Raw genomic sequence first — 23,498 nt, 5'->3', positions numbered from 1 at the left:
GATAGGGAATCGCTATGCAGATCGGAACCGTACTGCTTCTTTTCGTGGGTTTGGCCGCCGCCATATTATTCATGGGCTTCAAGGTGGTACCTCAGGGCTACCAATGGACGGTCGAGCGTTTCGGCCGTTATACCAACACCCTCAAGCCCGGCCTGAACATCATCATCCCGGTCATGGACCGCATCGGTCGCAAGATCAACGTGATGGAAAGCGTGCTGGATATTCCACCCCAGGAAGTCATCACCGCCGACAACGCCACCGTGCAGATCGACGCTGTGTGCTTCTTCCAGGTGGTCAATACCGCCCAGGCCGCCTACGAGGTCAACAACCTCGAACACGCCATCCGCAACCTGCTGCAAACCAATATCCGTACCGTCTTGGGCTCCATGGAGCTGGATGCCATGCTCAGCCAGCGTGACGGCATCAACGAAAAACTGCTGCGAACCGTGGATGAAGCCACCGCTCCGTGGGGCATCAAGATCACCCGTATCGAGATCAAGGACATCAGCCCGCCCGCCGACCTGATGGCTGCCATGTCCGGCCAGATGAAAGCCGAGCGGATCAAACGCGCACAAATCCTTGAGGCCGAGGGCCTGCGGGCGTCGGCGATCCTGACGGCCGAAGGCAAGAAGCAGGCACAGATCCTTGAAGCTGAAGGTGGACGCCAGGCCGCGTTCCTGGAGTCTGAAGCCCGCGAGCGTCAAGCAGAGGCAGAGGCCCGTGCGACACAGGTTGTTTCCGAGGCCATCGCCACCGGTAACGTGCAGGCCATCAACTACTTCGTGGCGCAAAAATACATCGACGCCCTGGGCAAACTGCCTCGGCCAATAACAGCAAGGTCATCCTGATGCCGCTTGAAGCCAGCCAGGTGATCGGCGCGGTCGGCGGCATCGGCGAGATCGTCAAGGCCACATTCGATAACAAGAAAGGCTGAGGCCGTCGCCATGTGGGATTTCCTGCAGCACCTTTCATTCTGGGATTGGCTGGCGCTGGGCACAGTGCTGTTGATTCTTGAGGTCTTCGGCGCCGGTGGTTACCTGCTGTGGATGGGTATCGCAGCGGCTGCCGTGGGCGTGATCAAGTTCCTGGTGCCACCACTGGGGCTGGAGTGGCAACTGCTGCTGTTCGCCGTGTTGTCGATATTGACGGCGGTGTACTGGTGGAAACGCCAGCGCAGCAGCGCCAAGGCCAGCGACCAACCAGGGCTCAACGAGCGCGGCTCGGAGCTGATCGGCCGCGTATTCGTGGTTCACGAGTCGATTGTGGGCGGTCGGGGCAAGGTAAGGATCGGTGATGGTGTATGGATGGTGACCGGGCCTGACAGCCCTGTAGGTGCCCAGGTCCGGGTGGTTGGCCTGGATGGCGTGATTTTGAAGGTAGAAACTGTTTAGTCAGTGATGGAACTCGGTTGGGCTAACTACAATCAAACGGTACAGATCACCCACCCGGAGTCACTCATCATGCGTCTCAAATATGCTGTCGCTACCCTCGCTGTGCTTTCCCTTCCTGTCGGTTCAGCCATGGCCGACAGTTTCTGGCGCAATGTCATCTCGTCGGGCGCCACCACCGGCTCGACGTACCTGACCTTCAAGGACCACAAGCTGGTCGTTGCCGCACAAGACGACGCTGGCAGCTTTGTTGCCAGCGACGGCGGCATCCGCGGCCCGTACCTGGAAGCCGCCATGCAGAAAGTCCGCGCCGACAACCCTGGCCTGCAGGCCACGGATATGGAGCTGGCTAACGCTATCCTCGCTAAAAACGCTGTCACCGAGTGATATCCACACTCTGAAAAATGCCGCTTTCGAAGCGGCATTTTTTTGCCCGCAGCGTGACGATTCATTCACAGGCGACAGGCTATATTCAGTCAAGCCGTGCAACCATGCCGGTACTGATACCTCGTGTACTCATCGCCAACCTGAAACGGATGCCTTCGTCGTTATGAGCCAACTGCCCTTTCTGCCGTTCTCCAAACCCACCATTGATGAAGCCACCATTTCGGCGGTGGGCGATGTATTGCGTTCGGGCTGGATCACCAGCGGGCCAAAAGTGCAGGCGTTCGAGGCGCAACTGTCGGAATACTTTGGCGGGCGCCCCGTGCGCACCTTCAACTCGGGCACCTGCACCATGGAGATTGCCTTGCGCATCGCTGGTATAGGGCCTGGGGATGAAGTCATCACCACACCGATCTCCTGGGTGGCGACTGCAACGTGATTTTGGAAGTGGGGGCCACGCCGGTGTTCGCCGATATCGACCCCATCACCCGCAATATCGACCTGGGCCAGGTGGAAGCCGCAATCACCCCGCGCACCAAGGCCATTATTCCCGTGTACCTGGCCGGGCTGCCGTTGGATATGCCGATGCTTTACGCGCTGGCCAACAAGTACAACCTGCGCATCGTCGAAGACGCCGCGCAGGCGCTGGGCTCCAGCTGGGACGGCGAGCGCATCGGCGCCACCGGGGACTTCGTGTCGTTCAGCTTCCAGGCCAACAAAAACATCACCTCGTCCGAGGGTGGTTGCCTGGTGTTGAATAACGCCGAAGAGGCACGCCTGGCAGAAAAATACCGCCTGCAGGGCGTCACCCGTACCGGCTTCGACGGTTTGGATGTGGATGTGCTGGGCGGCAAGTTCAATATGACCGATATCGCTGCGGCCATCGGCCTGGGGCAGTTTGCCCATATTGAGAAGATCACTGCCCACCGCCAAAACTTGGCGCGGCACTACTTCAAGTGTTTCGGCAGTGACTTTGAAGAGCAATACGGCGCACAACTGCCACCTGCCGACTTCGAAAACAGCAACTGGCACCTGTTCCAACTGGTATTGCCGGAACGTCAGGACGGCCTGCCGGCCCGCGCAACCTTCATGGAGCAGATGCAGGCTCATGGCGTGGGCATTGGCTATCACTACCCGCCGATCCATTTGCTGAGCCTTTATCGGGCACAGGGTTTCAAGGAAGGCATGTTCCCGGTGGCGGAGAAAGTGGGGCGTTTGATCGTGTCGCTGCCGATGTTTACGGCAATGACAGAGACAGATGTGGAACGTGCCGTGGCGGCAGTCAAGACAGTTCTGAAAGCGAACTAGGCACTCACGAATCCATGTGGGAGGGGCTTGCCCCCTCCCGCATGGGTCTTGCCTTACTCGCCGATGGCTTTTGCGTAGCCGGCGGCATCCAGCAGTTTTTCCAGATCAGCCGGATTGCTTGGCTTGAGCTTGAAGATCCAGGCACCGTACGGGTCTGAGTTCAGCAGCTCAGGGCTACCACCCAGTTCCTCGTTGACGGCAATCACTTCGCCGGCAACCGGGGCGTAGATATCCGACGCAGCCTTCACCGACTCCACCACACCTGCCTGACCTTCAGCGTCAAACTTGGCACCCACTTCAGCCAGCTCAACAAACACCACATCCCCCAATGCTTCCTGGGCATGGTCGGAGATCCCGACGGTCACCGTACCGTCGGCTTCCAGACGGGCCCATTCATGACTCTCGGCAAAACGCAGGTCGGCCGGGATATTGCTCATAGTCTGTGTCCTCAGAAGTAGTGTCAGCGGCCATCGGCCTGCCGGAAATAGTTAGATCAAGGTTTTGCCATGGCGCACGAAGGTCGGTTTGACCACTCGAACCGGGTACCACTTGCCGCGGATTTCCACTTCGGCCCGATCGGCCGTCGCCGTCGGTACACGCGCCAGGGCAATGGATTTGCTCAGCGTAGGGGAGAAACTACCACTGGTGATCTCTCCTTCGCCAACATTGGCGATACGAACCACCTGGTGAGCGCGTAAAACCCCGCGTTCTTCCAGCACCAGCCCCACCAGTTTGAACCGCACACCTTCAGCCAACTCGGCCTCCAGCGCCGCACGGCCGATGAAATCACGCCCGGCCGGTTCCCAGGCGATGCTCCAGGCCATGTTGGCCGCCAGGGGCGAAACGTTCTGGTGGATATCCTGGCCGTACAGGTTCATGCCGGCCTCCAGGCGCAGGGTGTCCCGTGCGCCAAGGCCGATAGGCGAGATACCGGCCCCTACCAGATCGTTGAAAAATCCCGGCGCCTGATCGGCAGGCAGGACAATCTCCAGACCGTCTTCGCCGGTATAACCCGTGCGGGCGATAAACCAATCGCCGTCGGCCTGGCCTTCAAAAGGCTTGAGCTGGTGAATCAGGGTGCCGCGGGACTGGGTGACCAACTCGGCAATCTTCTGCCGGGCATGGGGGCCTTGAATGGCTAGCATGGCCAACTCGGGCCGCTCGTCCAATTGCACGTGATGGCTGCCCAGTTGCGCCTGCATCCAGGCCATGTCCTGGTCACGGGTGGCGGCGTTGACCACCAGTCGGTACCCGGCTTCAGTGCGATAGACGATCATGTCGTCCACCACGCCACCCTGCTCGTTGAGCATGGCGCTGTACAACGCACGGCCACAGCCATGCAAACGTTCGACATCATTGGCCAGCAGGTGCTGGAGCCATTCCTTGGCCTGGGGGCCGGTGACATCGATCACGGTCATATGAGATACATCGAACACCCCGCAGTCGCGTCGCACCTGATGGTGTTCTTCAACTTGCGAGCCGTAATGCAAAGGCATATCCCAACCGCCAAAATCGACCATTTTCGCGCCGAGGGCGAGATGCAGGTCATACAGAGGCGTACGCTGTCCCATGGGTTTCTCCTTCCGGGCTTGGCGAAGGTGCGCAGCGTTGCTGTTCGTGCTGAAGACCTTGAATTACAAGGGTTGCAGCCACGTACAGCGACCCGATCCGAAAGGCGGAGCGCACCGAATGCCGCGCATTGTAGCCGCAAGCCGTAGGACTGACACCTAGCCGATTGGTCGGGCGGAGCGTCGGATCAGCCCGATCACTGGCAACAGGCCCACCAGCACCAATGTCAATGCCGGCAGCGAAGCCCGTGCCCACTCGCCTTCGCTGGTCATTTCAAAGATCCGTACCGCCAGGGTGTCCCAGCCGAACGGGCGCATCAGCAGGGTCGCGGGCATTTCCTTGAGCACATCCACGAACACCAGCAGCGCCGCACTGAGAGTGCCGGGCAGCAACAGCGGCAGATACACTTTGCAAAACAGTCGCGGCCCACTCACACCTAAACTGCGCGCCGCTTCCGGCAACGAGGGCCGGATCCGCGCCAGGCTGTTTTCCAGGGGCCCATAGGCCACCGCCAGAAAGCGCACCAGATACGCCAATACCAGCGCAGACAGGCTGCCCAGCAGCAACGGCTTGCCGGCAAGCGGGACGACCAGTTCCCGGTCCAGATAGCTGAACGCCAGCATGATGGACACCGCCAGCACCGACCCCGGCAACGCATAGCCAACATTGGCCAGGCTGATACCGGAGCGAATCGCCCGGGTCGGCGCCAGGCGGTTGGCGAAGGCCAGCACCAACGCCACGCTGACCGTGATCAGCGCCGCAATGCCTCCGAGATAAAGCGTGTGGACGATCAGGCCCGAATAGCGCTCATCCAGGTCGAACCGGCCGCGCTGCCAGAACCAGGCGATCAACTGCAGCACCGGAATGACAAAGGCACACGCAAACACCAGCCCGCACCACGCACTGGCGGCAGCAGCCTTAAACCCGCGCAAGTGGTAGAGCGCCTTGCTCCGAGGCCGCTCATTACCGGAACGACTTGCGCCACGGGCACGTCGCTCGCCGTACAGCACCAGCATAACCACCAGCAGCAGCAGACTGGCCAGTTGGGCGGCGCTGGAAAGACTGAAAAAGCCGTACCAGGTTTTATAGATCGCGGTGGTGAACGTATCGAAATTGAACACCGAGACCGCACCAAAATCCGCCAGGGTCTCCATCAGCGCCAGGGCCACACCCGCGCCAATCGCCGGCCGCGCCATCGGCAGTGCCACGCGCCAGAACGCTTGCCAAGGTGATTGCCCAAGCACCCGCGCCGCTTCCATCAAGCCTTTGCCCTGAGCCAGGAATGCCGTGCGCGCCAGCAGGTAGACGTAAGGGTAGAACACCAGCACCAACACGATGATCACGCCACTCGTGGAGCGCACGCGCGGCAGGCGCAGGCCTGTGCCAAACCATTCCCGCAGCAGGGTCTGCACGGGGCCTGCGAAATCCAGCAGGCCGACAAACACGAACGCCAGCACGTAGGCGGGAATGGCAAACGGCAGCATCAACGCCCAGTCGAGCCAGCGTCGTCCGGGGAATTCGCAGAGGCTGGTAAGCCAGGCGAGGCTGACGCCCAGCAGGGTTACGCCGACGCCGACGCCCAGTACCAGCGTCAGGGTATTGCCCAGCAGGCGGGGCATCTGGGTGTCCCAAAGGTGGGACCAGATCTGCTGGTCGATACTTTGCCAGGACAGCAACAGCACGCTCAGCGGCAGCAGCACCAAGGCGGCGACGCTGAAGACCGGCAGGTACCAGCGGCGTTGGGCGGGGTGGGCCAAAGGAGGGTTCTCGGTAGTGAATATTTTCGAAGTCACCACATTCCAATGTGAGAGGGGGCTTGCCCCCGATGGCGGTGGATCAGTCACTGATGAGTAGACTGACCATCTGTCATCGGGGGCAAGCCCCCTCCCACATTTAGATCTGCGGCGTCCTACAAATTGTACTTAGTTCCAGCCGGCGCGATCCATCAGGCGAATGGCTTCTGCCTGACGCTTGCCCGCCACTTCCACCGGCAAGGTGTCGGCCACAAACTTGCCCCAGGTCGCAACTTCAGCTGACGGCGGCACTGCCGGGTTGGCCGGGAATTCCTGGTTCACATCGGCAAAGATCTTCTGTGCCTGCGGCGTCGTCATCCACTCCACCAGGGCCTTGGCGGCTTCCGGGTGTGGCGCGTGCCTGGTCAGGCCAATGCCCGACAGGTTCACATGCACGCCACGGTCGCCCTGGTTCGGCCAGAACAGCTTCACCGCCAGGTCCGGTTTCTGCTTGTGCAGGCGGCCGTAGTAGTAGGTGTTGACGATGCCCACGTCGCACTGGCCAGCATTAATGGCTTCCAGCACCGCGATGTCATCGGAGAACACATCGGTAGACAGGTTATTCACCCAGCCCTTGACGATTTCTTCGGTCTTGGCCGCACCGTGGGTTTCGATCAGGGTTGCGGTCAGCGACTGGTTGTAGACCTTTTTCGCCGTGCGCAGGCACAGGCGGCCTTCCCACTGCTTGTCGGCCAAGGCTTCGTACGTGGTCAAGTCGCCCGGTTTTACCCGGTCAGTGGAGTAGGCGATGGTCCGCGCACGCAGGCTCAAGCCGGTCCAGGCGTGGGTGGATGAGCGGTATTGCAGAGGAATGTTCTTGTCGATCACCGGGGAGGTGAAGGGTTGCAGGATGCCCATTTGCTCGGCCTGCCAGAGGTTGCCGGCATCCACGGTGAGCAACAGGTCGGCGGTGGCGTTTTCGCCCTCGGCCTTGATGCGCTGCATCAGCGGGGCTTCCTTGTCGGTGATGAACTTGACCTGGACACCGGTCTTTTGGGTGTAGGCGTCGAACACCGGCTTTATCAGTTCGTCGATACGCGAGGAGTAGACCACCACTTCGTCGGCTGCCTGCACGGTGGTGCTGCCGATCAAGGTGAGTGCCAGGGCAGTCAGGAGGCGCTTGGGTGCCAACATGGGTGCGGTCTCTCATTTGCAAAGTGAGCGCAAATGATAGGGACTCACATTTGGTAACGCTCGGCGGAGGCGTTACCAGATGTTGCACAAAAGCCTCAGGGTTTAGCGAGCTCTGGCAAATCCCCCGTCAAGCCCAAGGCCTGGCGCACAAATACCGCCTTGGCTTCGGGCATCTGGTCGACCATCTTCAGCCCGGCGTTACGCAACCAGCGTAACGACAGTTGATCGGCCTGGAAAAGCCGCTCAAACCCTTCCATCGCAGCCATCAGCGCCAGGTTATGGGGCATGCGCCGACGTTCGTAACGGCTCAGCACTTTCACATCCGCCAGACGCTCACCGCGTTCAGTCGCCGACAACAACACGTCGGCCAGCACTGCCGCATCAAGGAAACCCAGGTTCACACCCTGCCCCGCCAACGGGTGGATCACGTGAGCTGCATCGCCGATCAACGCCAGGCCCTCGGCCACGTAGCGTTTGGCGTGACGCTGGCGCAACGGCACGCAAACCCGTGGATCGGCGCTGACCACCGTGCCCAGGCGTCCTTCAAAGGCGCGCTCCAGCTCACGGCAGAAGCTTTCATCATCCAACGCCATCAGGCGCTCGGATTCAGCCGGCGTGGTCGACCAGACGATCGAGCACCAATCCTCCTGCCCATCGCGCACCAGCGGCAAGAACGCCAGCGGGCCGGTATCGGTAAAGCGTTGCCACGCCGTGCGTTGGTGCGGCTGGCTGCTGCGCACACTGGTGACGATGGCGTTGTGCAGGTAATCCCATTCTCGGGTGGCGGTGCCGGTCAGGCGACGCACCGCAGAGTTAGCCCCGTCGGCGGCCACCACCAGCGGCGCACGCAAGGTGCGGCCATCGGCCAGGGTCAGCAGCCAGTCATCGCCGGAACGGCGCATCTGCTCCAGGCGCGCATTGGCCAGCAGGCCCAGGTCGCAGTCGTGCAGGCGATCAAGCAAGGCATCCTGCACCACGCGGTTTTCGACGATGTGCCCGAGCACTTCGGCGTGCACGCTGGCGGCCGAAAAGTGAATCTGCCCGGTGCCGCTGCCGTCCCACACTTGCATCTCGCCATAAGGGCTGGCGCGGCGCGACACAATGCCGTCCCACACGCCCAGGCGCTCAAGGATGCGCTGGCTGGCCGCCGACAAGGCGCTCACGCGGGGTTCGAAGGCCGCGTCACGGTCGAACGGCTTGACGCTCAGCGGGCTGCCATCGAGCAGCAGCACCTGCAGGCCACTGCCCTGCAACGCCAGCGCCAAGGCGCTTCCGACCATTCCGGCCCCGACAATCAGCACATCTGCGCGCATGTCCATGCTTTAAGCCTGTCTCGCTGGCGGCTTGCGCCGCACGTAAAGGGTTTTTTCGACCCGCGCCACCAGGGTGCCGGAGCCGTCATGAATCTGGACCTTGAGGTGAGGCAGGTATTTGTCGCCGCCTGCGGTCTGCCGACGCACCTCGTCCAACAAGGCCTCGTCGATGAAAAATTCGGCATACACCGGGCCTTTGCCCGGCGAAATGAAGTCGATGCTCGCGGCCTTGTCCCAGACGATGTAATCGCGGCCCAGGTTCTCCATCAACATGAGCATGTAGAACGGATCGACCATCGAATACAGGCTGCCGCCGAACTGCGTGCCGACGTAATTACGGTTGTACCAGCCCAGGCCCATGCGCACTTTGACGTGACGAAAATCCGCGCTCATGTGCTGCACGCTGACGCCGGCGCCCAGGTATGGCGGATACAGCGTCATGACCCAACGCAGCAAACGTGCCTTGCCCAACCGCGCCACCAGCCACTTACGCATCGGGACGCGTGCCCAGGCCCATGGCCTGACGGGCGAACCAGCGCTTGGCCGGCGGCAACAGATCCAGGCCCAGCAGGCCCATGTTGCGGCCCAGCGCCACCAGCGGTTGTGCACTGCCAAACAGGCGCGTGACCTGATCGGAGAAACCCACGGTCAGCTTCTGGTCCATACGCTGGCGCTCGCGGTAGGCCTGCAAGGTCGCCAGGTCGCCCGGCACCGCAGGTCCGGCCAGCAAGGCCTCGGCCAACGTGCTCGCATCGCGCAGGGACAAGTTGAAGCCCTGCCCGGCAATCGGGTGCAGGCTGTGGGCGGCGTTGCCGAGGATCGCCAGGTGGGAACGCACCTGCTCCTCGGCTTCCACCAGGGTCAGCGGATACAGATGGCGTGCGCCGACCTGCTTCAAGGTGCCCAGGCGATAGCCGAACACGCCCTGCAATTCACTCAGGAAACTGCGTTCGTCGAGTGCGGCGAGGCGCTGGGCGTCCATGCCGATGCGGGTCCAGACCAGCGCGCAGCGGTTGTCCGGCAGCGGCAGCAAGGCCATCGGGCCCTCGTCGGTGAAGCGCTCGAAGGCTTCGCCGTTATGGGCTTCGCTGGGCGTGATGTTGGCAATCAGCGCGCTCTGGTTGTACGGACGGCTCTTCACGCCGATGCCCAATTGCTCGCGCAAGCCGGAACGGCCGCCATCGGCGAGCACGGCGAGGTCGCATTCCAACACGGTTTCATCGTTGAGGGTCAGGCGATAGCCGTCGCGCAGCGGCTCCATGCGCGTGACTTCCGCCGGGCAGCGCCAGCTGACCACGTCTTTGTCCAGGCCTTGCCACAGGCATTGGCCGAGCCAGGCGTTTTCCACCACATAGCCGAGGGCCGGCACGCCCTCTTCCATGGCGGACAAGCGTGCGGTAGAGAACCGTCCACGGTCCGATACGTGAATCTGCTTGATCGGCTCGGCGCGGCGGGAGATGTCCTGCCAGATGCCCAATCGCTGATAAATCTGCCGCGCACCAAACGACAGCGCCGATGAACGCGCATCGTAGCTCGGCTGGTAGCTGTCGCCCGGTGCGAAGGGTTCGATCAGCACGATCTTCCAGCCCCGCGCCTTGGCCCCGGCCTGCAACGCCAGTGCCAGGCTCGCGCCCACCAGGCCACCGCCAATAATCGCCAGGCTGACTCGGCTCATCGGGCAGCCGCCATCAGCGCTTCGATCTCGGCGACGGTCTTGGGCACGCCGCCGGTCAGGATTTCACAGCCTTGCTTGGTCACTACCACGTCGTCCTCGATGCGCACGCCAATGCCACGCCATTTCTTCGCCACGGTCTGGTTGTCCGGAGAAATATAGATCCCCGGCTCCACGGTCAACGCCATGCCGACTTCCAGCACCCGCCATTCACCGCCCACCTTGTACTCGCCCACATCATGCACATCCATGCCCAGCCAGTGGCCGGCGCGGTGCATATAGAAAGGCTTGTAGGCTTCGCTGGCGATCAGTTCGCCCACGTCACCTTGCAGCAATCCCAGCTTCACCAGCCCGGCGGTGATGACCTGCACGGTCGCCTCATGGGCCTGGTTCCAATGTTTGTTCGGCGCGATCTCGGCAAAGGCGGCTTCCTGGGAGGCCAGCACAATCTCGTAGATCGCTTTTTGCTCAGGTGAAAACCTGCCGTTGACCGGCCAGGTGCGCGTGATGTCGCTGGCGTAGCAATCGATCTCGCAACCGGCGTCGATCAACACCAGGTCGCCGTCCTTGAGCAGCGCGTCATTCTGCTGGTAATGCAGGATGCAGCTGTTGCGCCCGGCGGCGACGATGGAGCCGTAGGCGGGCATTTTCGCGCCGCCTTTGCGGAACTCGTAACCAGCTCGGCTTCGAGACTGAACTCATGCAAACCGGCGCGACTGGCCTGCATTGCCTTGACGTGGGCGGCGCAGGAAATCCGCGCGGCCTCGCGCATCACCTTCACTTCTGCCGCCGATTTATACAGGCGCATGTCGTGGAGCAGATGATCCAGGGCAACAAATTCGTTCGGCGGCTGGGCACCCAGGTGCGCTTTAGAGCGGATCACGTTGATCCACTCCATCACGTGCCGGTCGAACTCAGCATTGCTGCCCATCGCCGAATAGACCCGGTCGCGGCCTTCGATCAGGCCGGGCAGGATGTCGTCGATATCGGTGATGGGGAAGGCGTCGTCGGCGCCGAAGTCACGAATCGCGCCCTCGGTTCCGGCACGCAGGCCGTCCCAGAGTTCGCGCTCGGCGTTGCGTTCGCGGCAGAACAGCACGTATTCGCCATGCTGGCGACCGGGCATCAGCACGATCACCGCTTCGGGTTCGGGGAAGCCGCTCAGGTACTGGAAATCGCTGTCCTGGCGGTAGACGTGCTCCACATCGCGGTTGCGGATGGCCACGGCGGCAGCCGGCAGGACCGCGATGCTGTTGGGTTCCATCTGCGCCATGAGCGCCTTGCGGCGGCGGGTGTATTCCGCTTTGGGGATATGGATCATGGGCAGATGGGCTTCCTTTCTCAGTGCAGCGACGGCTTGGGTGCGGCAGGTTCAGCGGACTTCTTGGTCTCGGTGAACAGCAGCAACGGCGCGACGCGCAGGTATTCCATGACTTCCATGTAGTCACCTTCGCCGTCTTCGGATTCTTCCAGCGCGTCTTGCACTTGGGAGATCGCAGCGAGGTCCTGCAGCACTTCCTTGGCGTCGGTGCTCAGCTCCAGGCCGCCGGCATTCACGCCGAAACCGTGGAGGAAGCCCTGGCACCATTGGCCCAGTGCGGCGGCGCGTTCGGTGAGTGGCGCGTCGTCGGTCGGCAGCAGCAGGACCACGGCGACGTCATCACCGGTCAGCTCGCCCTTGACCATCTCTTGCAGGCCGATCAGCGCGTTACGCACGTTGTCGGTCGGTTCGGTTTCCAGCAGCTCGGCCACATCGGCCAACCAGTTGTCGGCATCAAAGCCAACACCGGTGCAGCTGCGGCCCAACAGCACGCCGTGCAGTTCGGCTGGCGAGCATGGATGGCCGCTGGTGCTCAGCAGTGTGGAAAAAGCGTCGTACGGGGAGTTCTTAGTGGGCATGGTGAGCTAGGCGCCAGACGGCGCAATGTCTAGAATGGAGCGCTGTATCCTAGCACCGGCAGACGTACCAAGACTATCAAGGGCGTCAGATCGTTTATCCTGCAGTTGCCATTCATCAGACAAAATCCAGTGGAACCCAATGGAAGACACCGACCTGCAAGCGCTGATGGCCAGACTCGAATTGCTAATTACTCGGGTCGAGCAACTTAAGAGTCAAAACGGACTCCTATTAGCTCAGGAAAAGACCTGGCGCGAGGAACGCGCTCACCTCATTGAAAAAAACGAAATCGCCCGGCGTAAGGTCGAATCGATGATTTCGCGCCTGAAGGCCCTGGAGCAAGACTCATGAGTTCAAGCAATAGCGTCACCGTGCAGATCCTCGACAAAGAATATTCGATCATCTGCCCCCAGGAAGAGCGCAACAACCTGGTGAGCGCCGCCCGCTATCTGGATGGCAAGATGCGTGAAATCCGCAGCAGCGGCAAAGTGATCGGCGCCGATCGTATCGCCGTGATGGCCGCGCTGAACATTACCCACGATCTGCTGCATAAGCAGGAACGCCCTGACGTACAGACCAGCGGCTCGACCCGCGAGCAGGTGCGTGACCTGCTTGAACGTGTTGATCTGGTGCTTTCCAGCGACACAGAGCAACCCAAGGGCTGATCCCCGCGACTGTTTAAGGTATACTCGCCCCACTCCCTGGCGTGCTTGCCAGTCGGCGATGTCCCGGAGCCGATTCGCACTACCCTGGAAGTTGCACGTTGGGCTGGTGTGCATGTCCGCTAGACGGAAAGCCTTAAAGCCTACTGCTTCTTCCACCTTGAACTTTCGGGTTCAAGGGCTTAGTCGACAGCGGTTCTGTCGGGGAGCCTGAATTCCCAAACTCAATGCCAGTCCCCGGACTGGCATTGTTTTATGAGCCGAAAATCCATGACCGAACCTGCGCCGCTTTCCCGTCCGCAACTTCGACGCATGTTGCGCAAAGCCCGCCGCGCCCTGACGCCGAGCGAGCAGCGCCAAGCCGCCCACGGCCTGTATCGGCAACTGGCACAGCACCCGCTGTTTCGCCGGGCCAAACATATTTCCTTATATCTACCGACGGACGGTGAAATCGATCCGCGCCTGCTGCTGCGTGCCGCTCAGCGCCGGGGCAAGGCCACGTACCTGCCGGTGCTCAGCGCCTGGCCGCGCACCAAGATGGTGTTCCAGCGCGTGAAGCCTGGAGAAAAGCTGCTACCCAACCGTTTTCGGATCCTGGAGCCACGGGTCAATGCCAAGCGCAGCGCAAGGTGTGGGCGCTGGACCTGGTGTTGCTGCCGTTGGTGGGGTTCGATGACGCCGGCGGCCGCCTGGGCATGGGCGGCGGGTTCTACGACCGCAGCCTGGCGTATCTGGCGCGCCGCCAAAACTGGCGCAAGCCGACGCTGCTGGGCCTGGCCCATGAATGTCAGAAGGTCGATCGATTGGCACAGGCCAGTTGGGATGTGCCATTGGCTGGCACCGTCACGGACAAGCAGTGGTATGTCGCAAAAACGCCGCTTGGAGCAGCGGCGTCTTGAAGAAGGGTTAACGCTTGAACGGTTGCGGCTGCTGTTGAGCCAGTTCAACGGGAGCATCGGTCTTGTTCGACCACAAGCTTTGGGCATACCCGGTGGTCACGACGCCCAGACCAAACAAAATCACCAAAATCCATAGCAAATCCGGTTTACGTTGCATCGATTGCCCCCCTTCAGGCACCTCGTACACGATGACAACAACGTTCCAAAGTAGTCCGTTGCAGCGGCGTCAAGCTTAAAGGCCGGCATTTTGCGGTAACGTGAACCAACACGCAAACCTTGGCGCCAACCGACTGTCGGTTTGTCATCAAATTGCCTGACAACTTGCCCACTGCCTTTTTCAGGAGCCCAAAAATGGCCTACTGGCTGATGAAATCCGAGCCCGACGAACTGTCCATCAAAGGCCTGGAAAAGCTCGGCGAAACGCGCTGGGACGGCGTGCGCAATTACCAGGCGCGCAATTTCCTGCGCGCCATGGCCGTCGGCGATGAGTTTTTCTTCTACCACTCCAGTTGCCCCGAGCCAGGCATTGCCGGTATCGGCAAGATTGTCGAGGCGGCCTATCCGGACCCGACCGCGCTGGAGCCGGACAGCCACTATTTCGACGCCAAGGCCACCCCGGAGAAAAACCCGTGGACCGCGATCAACGTCGCGCACGTCCAGACCTTCCCCAAAGTGCTGGGTCTGGGCTACCTGAAACAGCAAACCGCCCTCGCCGAATTGCCCCTGGTGCAAAAAGGCAGCCGCCTGTCGGTGATGCCGGTCACCGCCGAACAATGGGCGGCGGTGCTGGCACTGCGCTGACGAGAACCCGGCGGTCACCCGCCCGGCGCATGCATCCGCCCCTTAACCGGGTTAGGCTTGCGCTTCATTTGACCGGTATCAACGCCCCTCGGGCAGCACCGGTCAAACTAGGATGCTAACGCCGCAGGATGCACCCATGTCGACCACGCCCCGCTCTTCCCATCTGTTTGCCATTCTCTTGATCGCGTTACTGCTCGGCGCCGGCGGCTTCGGTTACTGGCGCTCCACCCAGGATCGCCTGCCCGAAGGCTTGAGCCAGGGCAATGGTCGCCTGGAATCCACCGAAGTGCAGATCGCCGCCAAGATCCCCGGACGCCTGGCCGAAGTGCGGGTCGATGAAGGCGACAAGGTGCTCAAGGGCCAACTGCTGGCGCGCATGGACACCCGCACCCTGGAAGCCCAGCGCGCCCAGGCCGAAGCCGAAGTGCTGCGGGCCAAGGAGAACTTCGCGGCCGCCGAGGCCAATGTGCAACTGCGCCAGAGCGAACAACTGCTGGCCAAGCAGGAACTCGGGCGTACCCAGGAGCTGTACAAGCGCGGCTTCGCCAGCAGCCAGTTGATCGACCAGCAGCAAGCCCGCCAGAACACCGGCAACGCTGCCGTGATCGCGGCCCAGGCCCAGGTCAATTCGGCAAAGGCCACCATTGGTGCCGCCCAGGCCCAGGTCGCCCAGCTCACCAGTGAAATCGACGACAGCAGCCTGCGTGCGCCCATCGACGGCATCATCCAACTGCGCCTGGCCGAACCCGGCGAAGTGCTTGGCGCGGGTGGACGCGTGTTGTTGCTGATTGATCCCAATGATCAGTACATGAACCTCTACCTCCCAGCCTCCGTCACCGGACGCCTGACCGTTGGCAGTGAAGCGCGGATTCTGCTCGACGCCCTGCCCCAGCAACCGTTGCCGGCCAAGATCAGCTTTGTCGCCGCCAAGTCGCAGTTCACCCCCAAGGAAGTGGAAACCCGCGACGAACGCCAGAAACTGGTGTTCCGCGTCAAATTGCGCCTGACCCAGCCCAGCGCCGTGCCCCAAGCCAAACCGGGCATGCCGGCGCCGGTTATGTGCGCACCGCTGATATCGACTGGCCGGCCAACCTGCAATGACCGGCCTGGCGCTGCACGCCAACGGCATCAACCACCACTATGGCAAACAACAGGCGCTGATCGACATCGCCTTCAGCCTGCCCGCCGGCACACGCTGCGGGCTGATCGGTCCGGACGGTGCGGGCAAGTCGAGCTTGTTGGGGTTGATCGCCGGGGTCAAGAAACTCCAGGCAGGGCAATTGGAGGCGCTCGGGGGCGCCATCCAGGATCGTCGCCACCGCAACAGCCTGTACCCGCGCATTGCCTTCATGCCTCAGGGCTTGGGCGGCAACCTGTACCCCGAGCTGTCGATCAGCGAGAACATCCGTTTCTTCGCCACCCTGTTCGGCCTGTCCAGGGCCGATTGCGACCAGCGCATGCACAACCTGCTGCTGGCCACCGACCTGGCCCGCTTCGCCGAGCGCCCTGCCGGCAAACTCTCCGGCGGCATGAAGCAGAAACTCGGCCTGTGCTGCGCGTTGATCCACGACCCGGACCTGCTGATCCTGGATGAACCCACCACCGGCGTCGATCCGCTGTCCCGTCGACGTTTCTGGGAGCTGGTAGAAAGCGTACGCAGCGAACGCCCGCAACTGACACTGTTGGTAGCCACGGCCTACATGGAAGAAGCCGAACAGTTCGAACATTGCCTGATGCTCGACCGCGGCAAACTGATCGCCGACGGCCTGAGTCGCGAACTGGCAGCCGTGACGCCGAGCGGCAAGCTGGATGAAGCCTTTACCCACTTCCAGGGCGACCGCGCCCATGACAACCAACCGCTGGTAATCCCGCCAAGGGAAAACACCCACACCGATATCGCCATCGAAGCCCACGAACTGACGCTGCGTTTCGGTGATTTCACGGCGGTGAACAAGGTCAGCTTTGCCATTGGTCGCGGCGAGATTTTCGGCTTCCTCGGCTCCAACGGGTGCGGCAAGACCACCACCATGAAAGTCCTCACCGGACTGATGCCGGCCACCGAGGGCAGCGCGACCCTGCTGGGCAACCCGGTGAACGCCAAGGACCTGGCCACCCGCAAGCGCGTGGGGTTCATGTCCCAGAGCTTCTCGCTGTACGGCGAACTCAGCGTGCGCCAGAACCTGGTGCTGCATGCGCAGCTGTTCGATCTGCCCAAGGCCGACAGCGGCCCACGTATCGATCAACTGATCCAGCGTTTTGACCTGGGTGACGTCGCCGAACAACCCTCCGGCGAGTTGCCCCTCGGCCTGCGCCAGCGCTTGTCGTTAGCGGTGGCGGTGCTGCATCGCCCGGAAGTGCTGATCCTCGACGAACCCACTTCAGGCGTCGACCCGGCAGCCCGGGATGACTTCTGGCGGCTGCTGGTCGAGTTGTCGCGGGAGCAAGGCGTCACCATCTTCCTGTCCACCCATTTCATGAACGAAGCCCAGCGCTGCGACCGAATCTCCTTGATGCACGCGGGCAAGGTGCTGGCGTGCGACACACCGGACGCACTGCAACAGCAGTTCCACGGCGACACCCTGGAAGCCGCGTTCGTCACCTGCCTGGAACAGGCCCAAGGCGAACCCGAACCTGCCGCACCGGCCAGAACCGTCAGTGAAACCAGCGCGCCGCCCGTCAGCAAGCGCGGCTTCAGCCTGGCCCGCCTGGTAGCCGTGGCCAGCCGCGAAGGCAAAGAACTGCTGCGCGACAAAGTGCGCATGGCGTTCGCACTGCTCGGTGCGATGTTCATGATGGTGATCTTCGGCTACGGCATTTCCCTGGACGTGGAAAACCTCGCCTTCGCCGTCTACGACCAGGACCAGAGCCCGCAAAGCCGCGCCTACCTGGAAGCCTTCCGCAGCTCGCGCCACTTCGCCGAGCAGGCGCCGATCAAGGATTCCAGCGAGTTGCACCGGCGCCTGCAACGCTCGGAAATCAAACTGGCCCTGGAAATCCCGCCAGGGTTTGGCCGTGACCTCTACGCCGGCCGCCAACCCACGGTCGCCGCCTGGCTCGACGGCGGCATGCCGTTTCGCGCCGAAACCAGCCGCAACTATGTGGAAGCAGTGCACCAGGGCAACCTGCAGCAACTGGCCGAACTGAGCAGCCTGCCGCACACCACCCAGGCCGCCGCCAAGCTGGAAACCCGTTTTCGCTATAACCAGGACGTGGTCAGCGTAAATGCCATCGGCCCGGGGGTGATGGCGCTGATCCTGGCGTTTATTCCGGCGATGCTCACGGCGCTGGGGATCGTGCGCGAGAAAGAACTGGGCTCGATCACCAACTTCTACGCCACCCCCCTGACCCGCCTGGAGTTCCTGCTGGGCAAGCAGGCGCCCTATCTGGCCGTGAGCCTGGTCAACCTGGCGCTGTTGGTGGCGATGAATCGCTGGCTGTTCGGCGTACCGTTCAAGGGCAGCGGCCTGACGTTGGCATTTGGCGGCCTGCTTTACGTGCTGGCCACCACCAGCATGGGCCTGCTGATTTCCGCGTTCACCCGCACCCAGATCGCGGCGATCCTCGGCACCATGATCATCACCAGCCTGCCGACCATCCAGTTCTCCGGGCTAATCGTGCCGCGCTCATCCCTGGAGGGTGCGGCCGCGCTGATGGGCATGCTGTTTCCCGCCGGGCACTTCCTGGATATCGCGGTGGGCACCTTCACCAAGGCGTTGGACCTGCGCCAGCTATGGCCGCAGTGCCTGGCGTTGTTCGGGTTCTTCGTCGGGTTCACCGGGCTTAGCCTGATCATGCTCAAGAAGCAGGAGGCCTGATGCACACGCTCACTCATATCCTGCGCCTGGGCATCAAGGAACTCACCAGCCTGCGTCACGACAGTGTCTTGCTGTTGTTCCTGGTCTACGCCTTCACCGTTGCCATCTACATGCCTGCCGCCGGATCGGTAATTGGCGTACACAACGCCAGCGTCGCCTTTGTGGATGAAGATCACAGCACGCTCTCCCGGCAGATGGCCGAGGCGCTGCAACCGCCGGAATTCCAGGCGCCTGCGCCGCTGGCCTACGACCAATTGGACAAGGTGATGGACAGCGGCCAGTACACCTTCGTGATCAACGTGCCGGCCAATTTCCAGGCCGATCTGCTCGCCGGCCGCCAGCCCGGCGTACAGGTGAACGTCGATGCCACGGCAATGAGCCAAGCGTTCATGGGCGCGGGGTATATCGGCAGGATTTTCCAACGGGAGTTGCTGAGTTACAGCGGTCAGGCTGACTCCACCAGCAAAGCCCCGGCGCTGCTGACCACGCGGGCGCTGTTCAATACCAACCTGGAAGGTGGCTGGTTCTTGGCGGTGATCCAGATCGTCAACAACATCACCATTCTCGCCATTGTGCTGACCGGCACCGCGTTATTGCGTGAGCGAGAGCACGGCACTCTCGACCATCTGCTGGTGCTGCCGCTGACCGCACTGGAAATCATGCTGGCGAAAATCTGGAGCAACATGCTGGTGGTGGTGGTGTGCACCTGGGTGTCGCTGGAAGTGGTGGTCAAAGGCTTGCTCGATGTGCCGCTGGCCGGGTCGCTGGGCCTGTTTCTATTCGTGACCGCGCTCTACCTGTTTGCCAGCACCGCGCTGGGGATCTTCCTCGCCACCCTGGCCCGTTCGACGCCGCAGTTCGGTTTGCTGGCGATCCCGGTGATTATCCCGATGCTGCTGCTCTCCGGCGGCAGTACGCCGCTGGACAGCATGCCCGAGTGGTTGCAATGGGTGATGCAGGGCTCGCCGTCGACTCACTTTGTGAGTTTGAGCGCCGCGATCCTGTTCCGGGATGCGGGCGTCGGCGTGGTGTGGCCGGATTTATTGGCGCTGGCGGGGATTGGCCTGCTGTTCTTTGCCGTGGCGCTGGCACGGTTCAGGAAAAGCCTGGCGTCCTGATTCGGAAACACCTGGACTCATACCTGTCCGAACGGACAGTCGTCGTTCAGGACGGGCTTAGGCAGACTCCTGGCTTTGCCCCTTCGGCAAGGAGGCTCGTATGCCCCTGCTCACCAGTACCTACAAACCTGCCATCGATGGCTTGCGGGCCATCGCCGTACTCGCCGTCATCCTCTTTCACGTGGACTTTATCGACCTGCTGCCCGGTGGCTTCACCGGTGTGGACATGTTTTTCGTGATTTCCGGGTATGTGATCAGCCAGTCTTTGTGGGACCGTCGTGAGCTGGGCTTCGGCCGTTACCTGGGAGACTTCTACCGGCGGCGCCTGCTGCGTATCTTGCCTGCCCTGCTGGCCGTGCTGGGTGTGAGTGTTGTGCTGTCCGCGATGTTCATGCCGCAATACTGGCTCAGCGAGCTGATCAATCGCACCGGCCTCGCGGCGTTTTTTGGCCTGAGCAATGTCGTCCTTGCCTGGAACCCCGACACCTATTTCTCACCCAGTGCCGAGCTCAATCCCTACCTGCATACCTGGTCCCTGGGGGTCGAAGAACAGTTCTACGTGATATTTCCGGCGCTGTTCTTTGTCTGGCTGCGCTATCGGCAGCGCGGGGCATTTACCTGGGCCGTGCTGCCGTTGATGGCCATGGCCTCGCTGATCGTCAGCGCCTATCAGGTAACCGCCGACCCGCTGTCGGCGTTCTACATGCTGCCCGGACGCTTCTGGGAATTGGCCGCTGGCGCAATCCTGTTCCAAGGCATTGGCACACGCGAACCGACGCCCCGCCTCAATCGCCTGGCACCGGCCCTGTTGGTCGGAGGCCTCAGCCTGCTGGTCGTCGGCTTCCTGTGCGCCGAACCGCGCCAGTTCCCCTTTCCCTGGGCGATGGTGACCGTGGCAGGCTCGCTCTTGATGATCGCCGGGATTGTGCTGCGGGCCGACAGCCCTGCGGGCGCAGTGCAGCGTTTGCTGCAAACCCCGCTGATGACCTATGTCGGTCGGTTGTCCTACTCGTTGTACCTGTGGCATTGGCCGGTCGCGGTCTTCCTCCGCTGGACGACCGGGATGGAGCTGCTGGCCGTACAACTGCTCTACCCATGGCTGGTGGTGGGCCTCGCAGCGGCGTCCTATCACTGGATAGAAACGCCGATCCGCAGCGGCAGCTCGGCGGTTCAACGCCGGGCGGGGCTCACCTTTGTGACCGGCTTGAGCATCACGGGCCTGATGTGGTTGGGCGCACAATGGGTCGCGGCGAACCCCACAGCCCTGTCGCTCAGCCAGACCCGTGACACCTACACGTGGTATGCCTACAAACATTATCCCCAGGAAGCCTTTGCAACGCTGGACGACCCTGGCCTGGCGGACCGGACACTGTTCGTCATCGGCGACTCCCATACCGCCGCCTACCGCACCCTGCTGAAATTGGTCTCGCTCAAGCTCGGTATCACGGTGGTGGAGTATGAGCGAGGTGGTTGCGCCGTCGTCAGCCTGATCGGCCCCGACCCTGCCCGCTGCGCCGCCTCCCGAGAAGCCCAACTTCAAGAAATCGAAGCCCGTGCCAAACCGGGTGACGTGGTTTTTCTGGCCTCACTGCGCATGCCGGAGCTCGCTGGACACGAGTGGCGCGAGGGTGAGACGGTCATGATCGACAAGGCCTTGGGCGAGCAGACGGTTGAGGACAGGGAAGCCGCGCGAGCCGCCGCCGACACGCTGTTGAGGCGCTTGCAGGCAGCGCAGCTCAACATTCTTATCGATGCACCCAAGCCTGTCTTCATGGCGCCAGCCAACCGGTGTTCGGACTGGTTCAACCGGATCAACCCGGTCTGCGCACCGGGCCTGACCGTACAACGGCACCTGCTTGAACGGCTGCGCGAGCCACAAATGCAGCTATTACAACAGCTGCAAGCGGACTACCCGGCACTGAACGCCTGGGATCCTCTGCCGGTGCTGTGCCCTGGCCCGATCTGCTCGGCCTATGACAAAACGCCAAACCGCTGTTCTTCGATTCGAACCACCTCAGTGGCCATGGCAACCGGGTGCTCGAACCGTCCTTCACCGCAGTCTTGCTGAAGATCTGGAACGTGACGCCGCCCGTTACTGAATGATCAGGTTGTTGAACAACAAGTCTTCCACCACCGGCTTGCCGGTCTCGTCGTTCATCACTTGCTGGGTTTGTTTCAGGGCTTCCTGGCGCAGTTTCTCCTTGCCCTCAACGGTGCTCATGGTCTCGTTGGTCTGCTGGGTAAACAGCGCCACCAACTGGTTACGAATCAACGCGTCGTTGGCTTTGACCGCGGCGGCGGCTTCGGTGCCGGTCACGCGCAGGGCGATATCAGCCTTGAACACTTTGAGTTTCGCCGTACCGTCCAGGCCGTAGTTACCCACGAACGGCGGGCTCAGGCTGATATAGCTGACCTTCGGCGCCTCGCCTTCTTTGGCTTCTTCGGCCTGGGCTGCCATGGGCAAGGTCAGGGCCAGCATCAACAGGATCCACGCTTTCACAGTTCATTCCTCAAATTCGGTGCCGGGTAGCATAACGCTAGTAAGGCTGAGCACAAGCTTATGGCGACTCATCAGGGCCGGGCATGCTCGTTGACCCACGGGCCTACCCTCCTACACTTATCGGCCACGACACCAAAAGGAATAGCCCGATGAAAGCTGTGCTGTGCAAAGCCTTCGGCCCCGCCGAAACCCTGGTGCTGGAAGAAATCGCCAGCCCGGCGATCAAGAAGAACGAAATCCTGCTGGACGTGCATGCGGCGGGGGTGAATTTTCCGGACACCTTGATCATCGAGGGCAAGTACCAGTTCAAGCCGCCCTTTCCGTTTTCGCCGGGTGGCGAGGCGTCGGGCGTGGTCAGCGAAGTGGGCGAAAAAGTCAGCCATTTGAAAGTCGGCGACCGGGTCATGGCCCTCACCGGCTGGGGCAGCTTTGCCGAGCAGGTCGCGGTGCCGGGCTATAACGTGCTGCCGATCCCGCCGAGCATGGACTTCAACACCGCCGCCGCCTTCAGCATGACCTACGGCACCTCGATGCACGCGCTTAAACAACGCGCCAACCTGCAACCCGGCGAAACCTTGCTGGTGCTCGGCGCGTCCGGCGGTGTGGGCCTGGCCGCCGTGGAAATCGGCAAGGCCATGGGCGCACGCGTGATCGCCGCCGCCAGCAGCGCCGACAAACTCGCCGTGGCCAAGGCGCCGGCGCCGATGAGCTGATCAACTACAGCGAAACCAGCCTGAAAGACGAGATCAAGCGCCTCACCGACGGCAACGGCGCCGATGTGATCTACGACCCGGTGGGCGGCGACCTGTTCGACCAGGCCATCCGCGCCATCGCCTGGAACGGCCGCCTGCTGGTGGTGGGCTTTGCCAGCGGGCGCATTCCAGAGCTGCCGGTGAACCTGGCGCTGCTCAAGGGTGCGGCGGTGGTCGGCGTGTTTTGGGGCTCTTTTGCCCAGCGCCAGCCGCAGGATAATGCGGCGAACTTCCAGCAATTGTTCACCTGGTATGGCGAGGGCAAGCTCAAGCCGCTGGTGTCGCAGGTGTATCCGCTCGAACAGGCCGCCCAGGCGATCAATGACCTCGGCCAGCGCCGGGCGGTAGGCAAGGTGGTCGTCCAGACCCGGTAATAGCCATCTGAAATGCGATCAATGTGGGAGGGGGCTTGCCCCCAATGCCAGTCAGTTAAGGAGGAACACTGTAACTGTGGTGAGCGGGCTTGCCCCGCGCTGGGCTGCCGAAGCAGCCC

The 23,498-nt window shown here is 62.1% G+C and carries 18 protein-coding genes, 1 other RNA gene and 6 pseudogenes; 14 read left to right on the top strand and 11 right to left on the bottom strand.

The window, feature by feature from the left end; all coding sequences use genetic code 11:
- Positions 1–14: 14 nt before the first annotated feature.
- The 4 genes and pseudogenes from IQK56_RS20030 to IQK56_RS20015 all read left to right on the top strand — a co-directional run bounded on the left by IQK56_RS20030 (position 15) and on the right by IQK56_RS20015 (position 3,080).
- Positions 15–934 (top strand): annotated as a pseudogene (locus IQK56_RS20030) (SPFH domain-containing protein).
- 10 nt (positions 935–944) lie between these two features.
- Positions 945–1,391 carry an NfeD family protein gene (locus IQK56_RS20025; protein ID WP_150762092.1) on the top strand — a complete coding sequence of 149 codons (447 nt, stop codon included), beginning with the start codon at positions 945–947 and terminating at the stop codon, positions 1,389–1,391.
- Between the two features lie 69 nt (positions 1,392–1,460).
- A complete protein-coding gene (locus tag IQK56_RS20020) occupies positions 1,461–1,775 on the top strand; it encodes a DUF2388 domain-containing protein (RefSeq protein WP_003176799.1) in 315 nt (104 codons plus the stop codon).
- A 163-nt stretch (positions 1,776–1,938) separates the two neighbouring features.
- Positions 1,939–3,080 (top strand): annotated as a pseudogene (locus IQK56_RS20015) (DegT/DnrJ/EryC1/StrS family aminotransferase).
- Between the two features lie 53 nt (positions 3,081–3,133).
- On the opposite strand, the gene gcvH reads toward IQK56_RS20015, so the two are convergent.
- The 9 genes and pseudogenes from gcvH to IQK56_RS19970 form a co-directional block, all read right to left on the bottom strand.
- Entirely contained in the window at positions 3,134–3,517 is a 384-nt protein-coding gene (gcvH, locus tag IQK56_RS20010) for a glycine cleavage system protein GcvH (protein ID WP_122305274.1), read from the bottom strand.
- A gap of 51 nt (positions 3,518–3,568) precedes the next feature.
- Positions 3,569–4,651: a glycine cleavage system aminomethyltransferase GcvT gene (gene gcvT, locus IQK56_RS20005; protein WP_193862023.1), complete on the bottom strand. Its 1,083-nt coding sequence runs from the start codon at positions 4,649–4,651 to the stop codon at positions 3,569–3,571.
- Between the two features lie 156 nt (positions 4,652–4,807).
- Positions 4,808–6,406 carry an ABC transporter permease gene (locus IQK56_RS20000; protein WP_150674453.1) on the bottom strand — a complete coding sequence of 533 codons (1,599 nt, stop codon included), beginning with the start codon at positions 6,404–6,406 and terminating at the stop codon, positions 4,808–4,810.
- A 165-nt stretch (positions 6,407–6,571) separates the two neighbouring features.
- The gene (locus tag IQK56_RS19995) at positions 6,572–7,576 is read right to left on the bottom strand and encodes an extracellular solute-binding protein (protein ID WP_193862024.1); all 1,005 of its coding nucleotides are present in this window, start codon (positions 7,574–7,576) and stop codon (positions 6,572–6,574) included.
- 95 nt (positions 7,577–7,671) lie between these two features.
- The gene (locus IQK56_RS19990) at positions 7,672–8,889 is read right to left on the bottom strand and encodes a 2-octaprenyl-3-methyl-6-methoxy-1,4-benzoquinol hydroxylase (RefSeq protein ID WP_193862030.1); all 1,218 of its coding nucleotides are present in this window, start codon (positions 8,887–8,889) and stop codon (positions 7,672–7,674) included.
- A gap of 9 nt (positions 8,890–8,898) precedes the next feature.
- Entirely contained in the window at positions 8,899–9,384 is a 486-nt protein-coding gene (locus IQK56_RS19985; protein ID WP_122305269.1) for a DUF4442 domain-containing protein, read from the bottom strand.
- Complete coding sequence (gene ubiH, locus IQK56_RS19980) at positions 9,377–10,564, bottom strand: 2-octaprenyl-6-methoxyphenyl hydroxylase (protein WP_193862025.1); 1,188 nt, start codon at positions 10,562–10,564, stop codon at positions 9,377–9,379. Before ubiH ends, IQK56_RS19985 begins: the two co-directional genes overlap by 8 nt.
- Positions 10,561–11,882, bottom strand: a pseudogene (gene pepP / locus IQK56_RS19975) (Xaa-Pro aminopeptidase). The gene ubiH and the pseudogene pepP overlap by 4 nt, the downstream one beginning before the upstream one ends.
- Before the next feature lie 20 nt (positions 11,883–11,902).
- Positions 11,903–12,460, bottom strand: coding sequence for a YecA/YgfB family protein (locus IQK56_RS19970; RefSeq protein WP_122305266.1), 558 nt, complete (start codon positions 12,458–12,460; stop codon positions 11,903–11,905).
- 139 nt (positions 12,461–12,599) lie between these two features.
- On the opposite strand from IQK56_RS19970, the gene IQK56_RS19965 reads away from it, so the two are divergent.
- The 4 genes and pseudogenes from IQK56_RS19965 to IQK56_RS19950 all read left to right on the top strand — a co-directional run bounded on the left by IQK56_RS19965 (position 12,600) and on the right by IQK56_RS19950 (position 14,019).
- Positions 12,600–12,809, top strand: a complete 210-nt coding sequence (locus IQK56_RS19965; protein ID WP_007982902.1) for a TIGR02449 family protein — start codon at positions 12,600–12,602, stop codon at positions 12,807–12,809.
- Complete coding sequence (locus IQK56_RS19960) at positions 12,806–13,123, top strand: cell division protein ZapA (RefSeq protein WP_150674457.1); 318 nt, start codon at positions 12,806–12,808, stop codon at positions 13,121–13,123. The genes IQK56_RS19965 and IQK56_RS19960 overlap by 4 nt, the downstream gene beginning before the upstream one ends.
- Before the next feature lie 30 nt (positions 13,124–13,153).
- A non-coding RNA gene (ssrS, locus tag IQK56_RS19955) (6S RNA) lies at positions 13,154–13,332 on the top strand.
- Between the two features lie 58 nt (positions 13,333–13,390).
- Positions 13,391–14,019, top strand: a pseudogene (locus IQK56_RS19950) (5-formyltetrahydrofolate cyclo-ligase).
- Positions 14,020–14,026: 7 nt separating this feature from the next.
- Here IQK56_RS19950 and IQK56_RS19945 read toward each other — a convergent pair.
- A complete protein-coding gene (locus IQK56_RS19945) occupies positions 14,027–14,176 on the bottom strand; it encodes a hypothetical protein (RefSeq protein ID WP_010207387.1) in 150 nt (49 codons plus the stop codon).
- A 194-nt stretch (positions 14,177–14,370) separates the two neighbouring features.
- On the opposite strand from IQK56_RS19945, the gene IQK56_RS19940 reads away from it, so the two are divergent.
- The 5 genes and pseudogenes from IQK56_RS19940 (at position 14,371) to IQK56_RS19920 (ending at position 21,821) form a co-directional block, all read left to right on the top strand.
- Positions 14,371–14,820 carry an EVE domain-containing protein gene (locus IQK56_RS19940; RefSeq protein ID WP_122305264.1) on the top strand — a complete coding sequence of 150 codons (450 nt, stop codon included), beginning with the start codon at positions 14,371–14,373 and terminating at the stop codon, positions 14,818–14,820.
- Between the two features lie 136 nt (positions 14,821–14,956).
- A pseudogene (locus IQK56_RS19935) lies at positions 14,957–15,921 on the top strand (HlyD family secretion protein).
- Positions 15,918–18,635 (top strand): ribosome-associated ATPase/putative transporter RbbA, encoded by a 2,718-nt coding sequence (gene rbbA, locus IQK56_RS19930; RefSeq protein WP_193862027.1) that lies wholly within the window; start codon positions 15,918–15,920, stop codon positions 18,633–18,635. Before IQK56_RS19935 ends, rbbA begins: the two are co-directional and overlap by 4 nt.
- On the top strand, positions 18,635–19,753 hold the full coding sequence (locus IQK56_RS19925; RefSeq protein WP_193862028.1) for an ABC transporter permease: 1,119 nt from the start codon (positions 18,635–18,637) through the stop codon (positions 19,751–19,753). The genes rbbA and IQK56_RS19925 overlap by 1 nt, the downstream gene beginning before the upstream one ends.
- 100 nt (positions 19,754–19,853) lie before the next feature.
- A complete protein-coding gene (locus IQK56_RS19920; RefSeq protein WP_246500253.1) occupies positions 19,854–21,821 on the top strand; it encodes an acyltransferase family protein in 1,968 nt (655 codons plus the stop codon).
- Positions 21,822–21,845: 24 nt separating this feature from the next.
- Here the strand turns inward: IQK56_RS19920 and IQK56_RS19915 are convergent, their stop codons facing one another.
- The gene (locus IQK56_RS19915) at positions 21,846–22,253 is read right to left on the bottom strand and encodes a flagellar basal body-associated protein FliL (RefSeq protein ID WP_099585937.1); all 408 of its coding nucleotides are present in this window, start codon (positions 22,251–22,253) and stop codon (positions 21,846–21,848) included.
- A 149-nt stretch (positions 22,254–22,402) separates the two neighbouring features.
- On the opposite strand from IQK56_RS19915, the pseudogene IQK56_RS19910 reads away from it, so the two are divergent.
- Positions 22,403–23,379: pseudogene (locus IQK56_RS19910) on the top strand (NADPH:quinone oxidoreductase family protein).
- The last annotated feature ends 119 nt before the right edge of the window (positions 23,380–23,498 follow it).

Origin of the sequence: Pseudomonas cyclaminis, from assembly GCF_015163715.1 — a bacterium.
GTDB lineage: Bacteria > Pseudomonadota > Gammaproteobacteria > Pseudomonadales > Pseudomonadaceae > Aquipseudomonas > Aquipseudomonas cyclaminis.
Note: the sequence above shows the minus strand (reverse complement) of the source record. Positions and strands in the feature narration are given on the sequence as shown.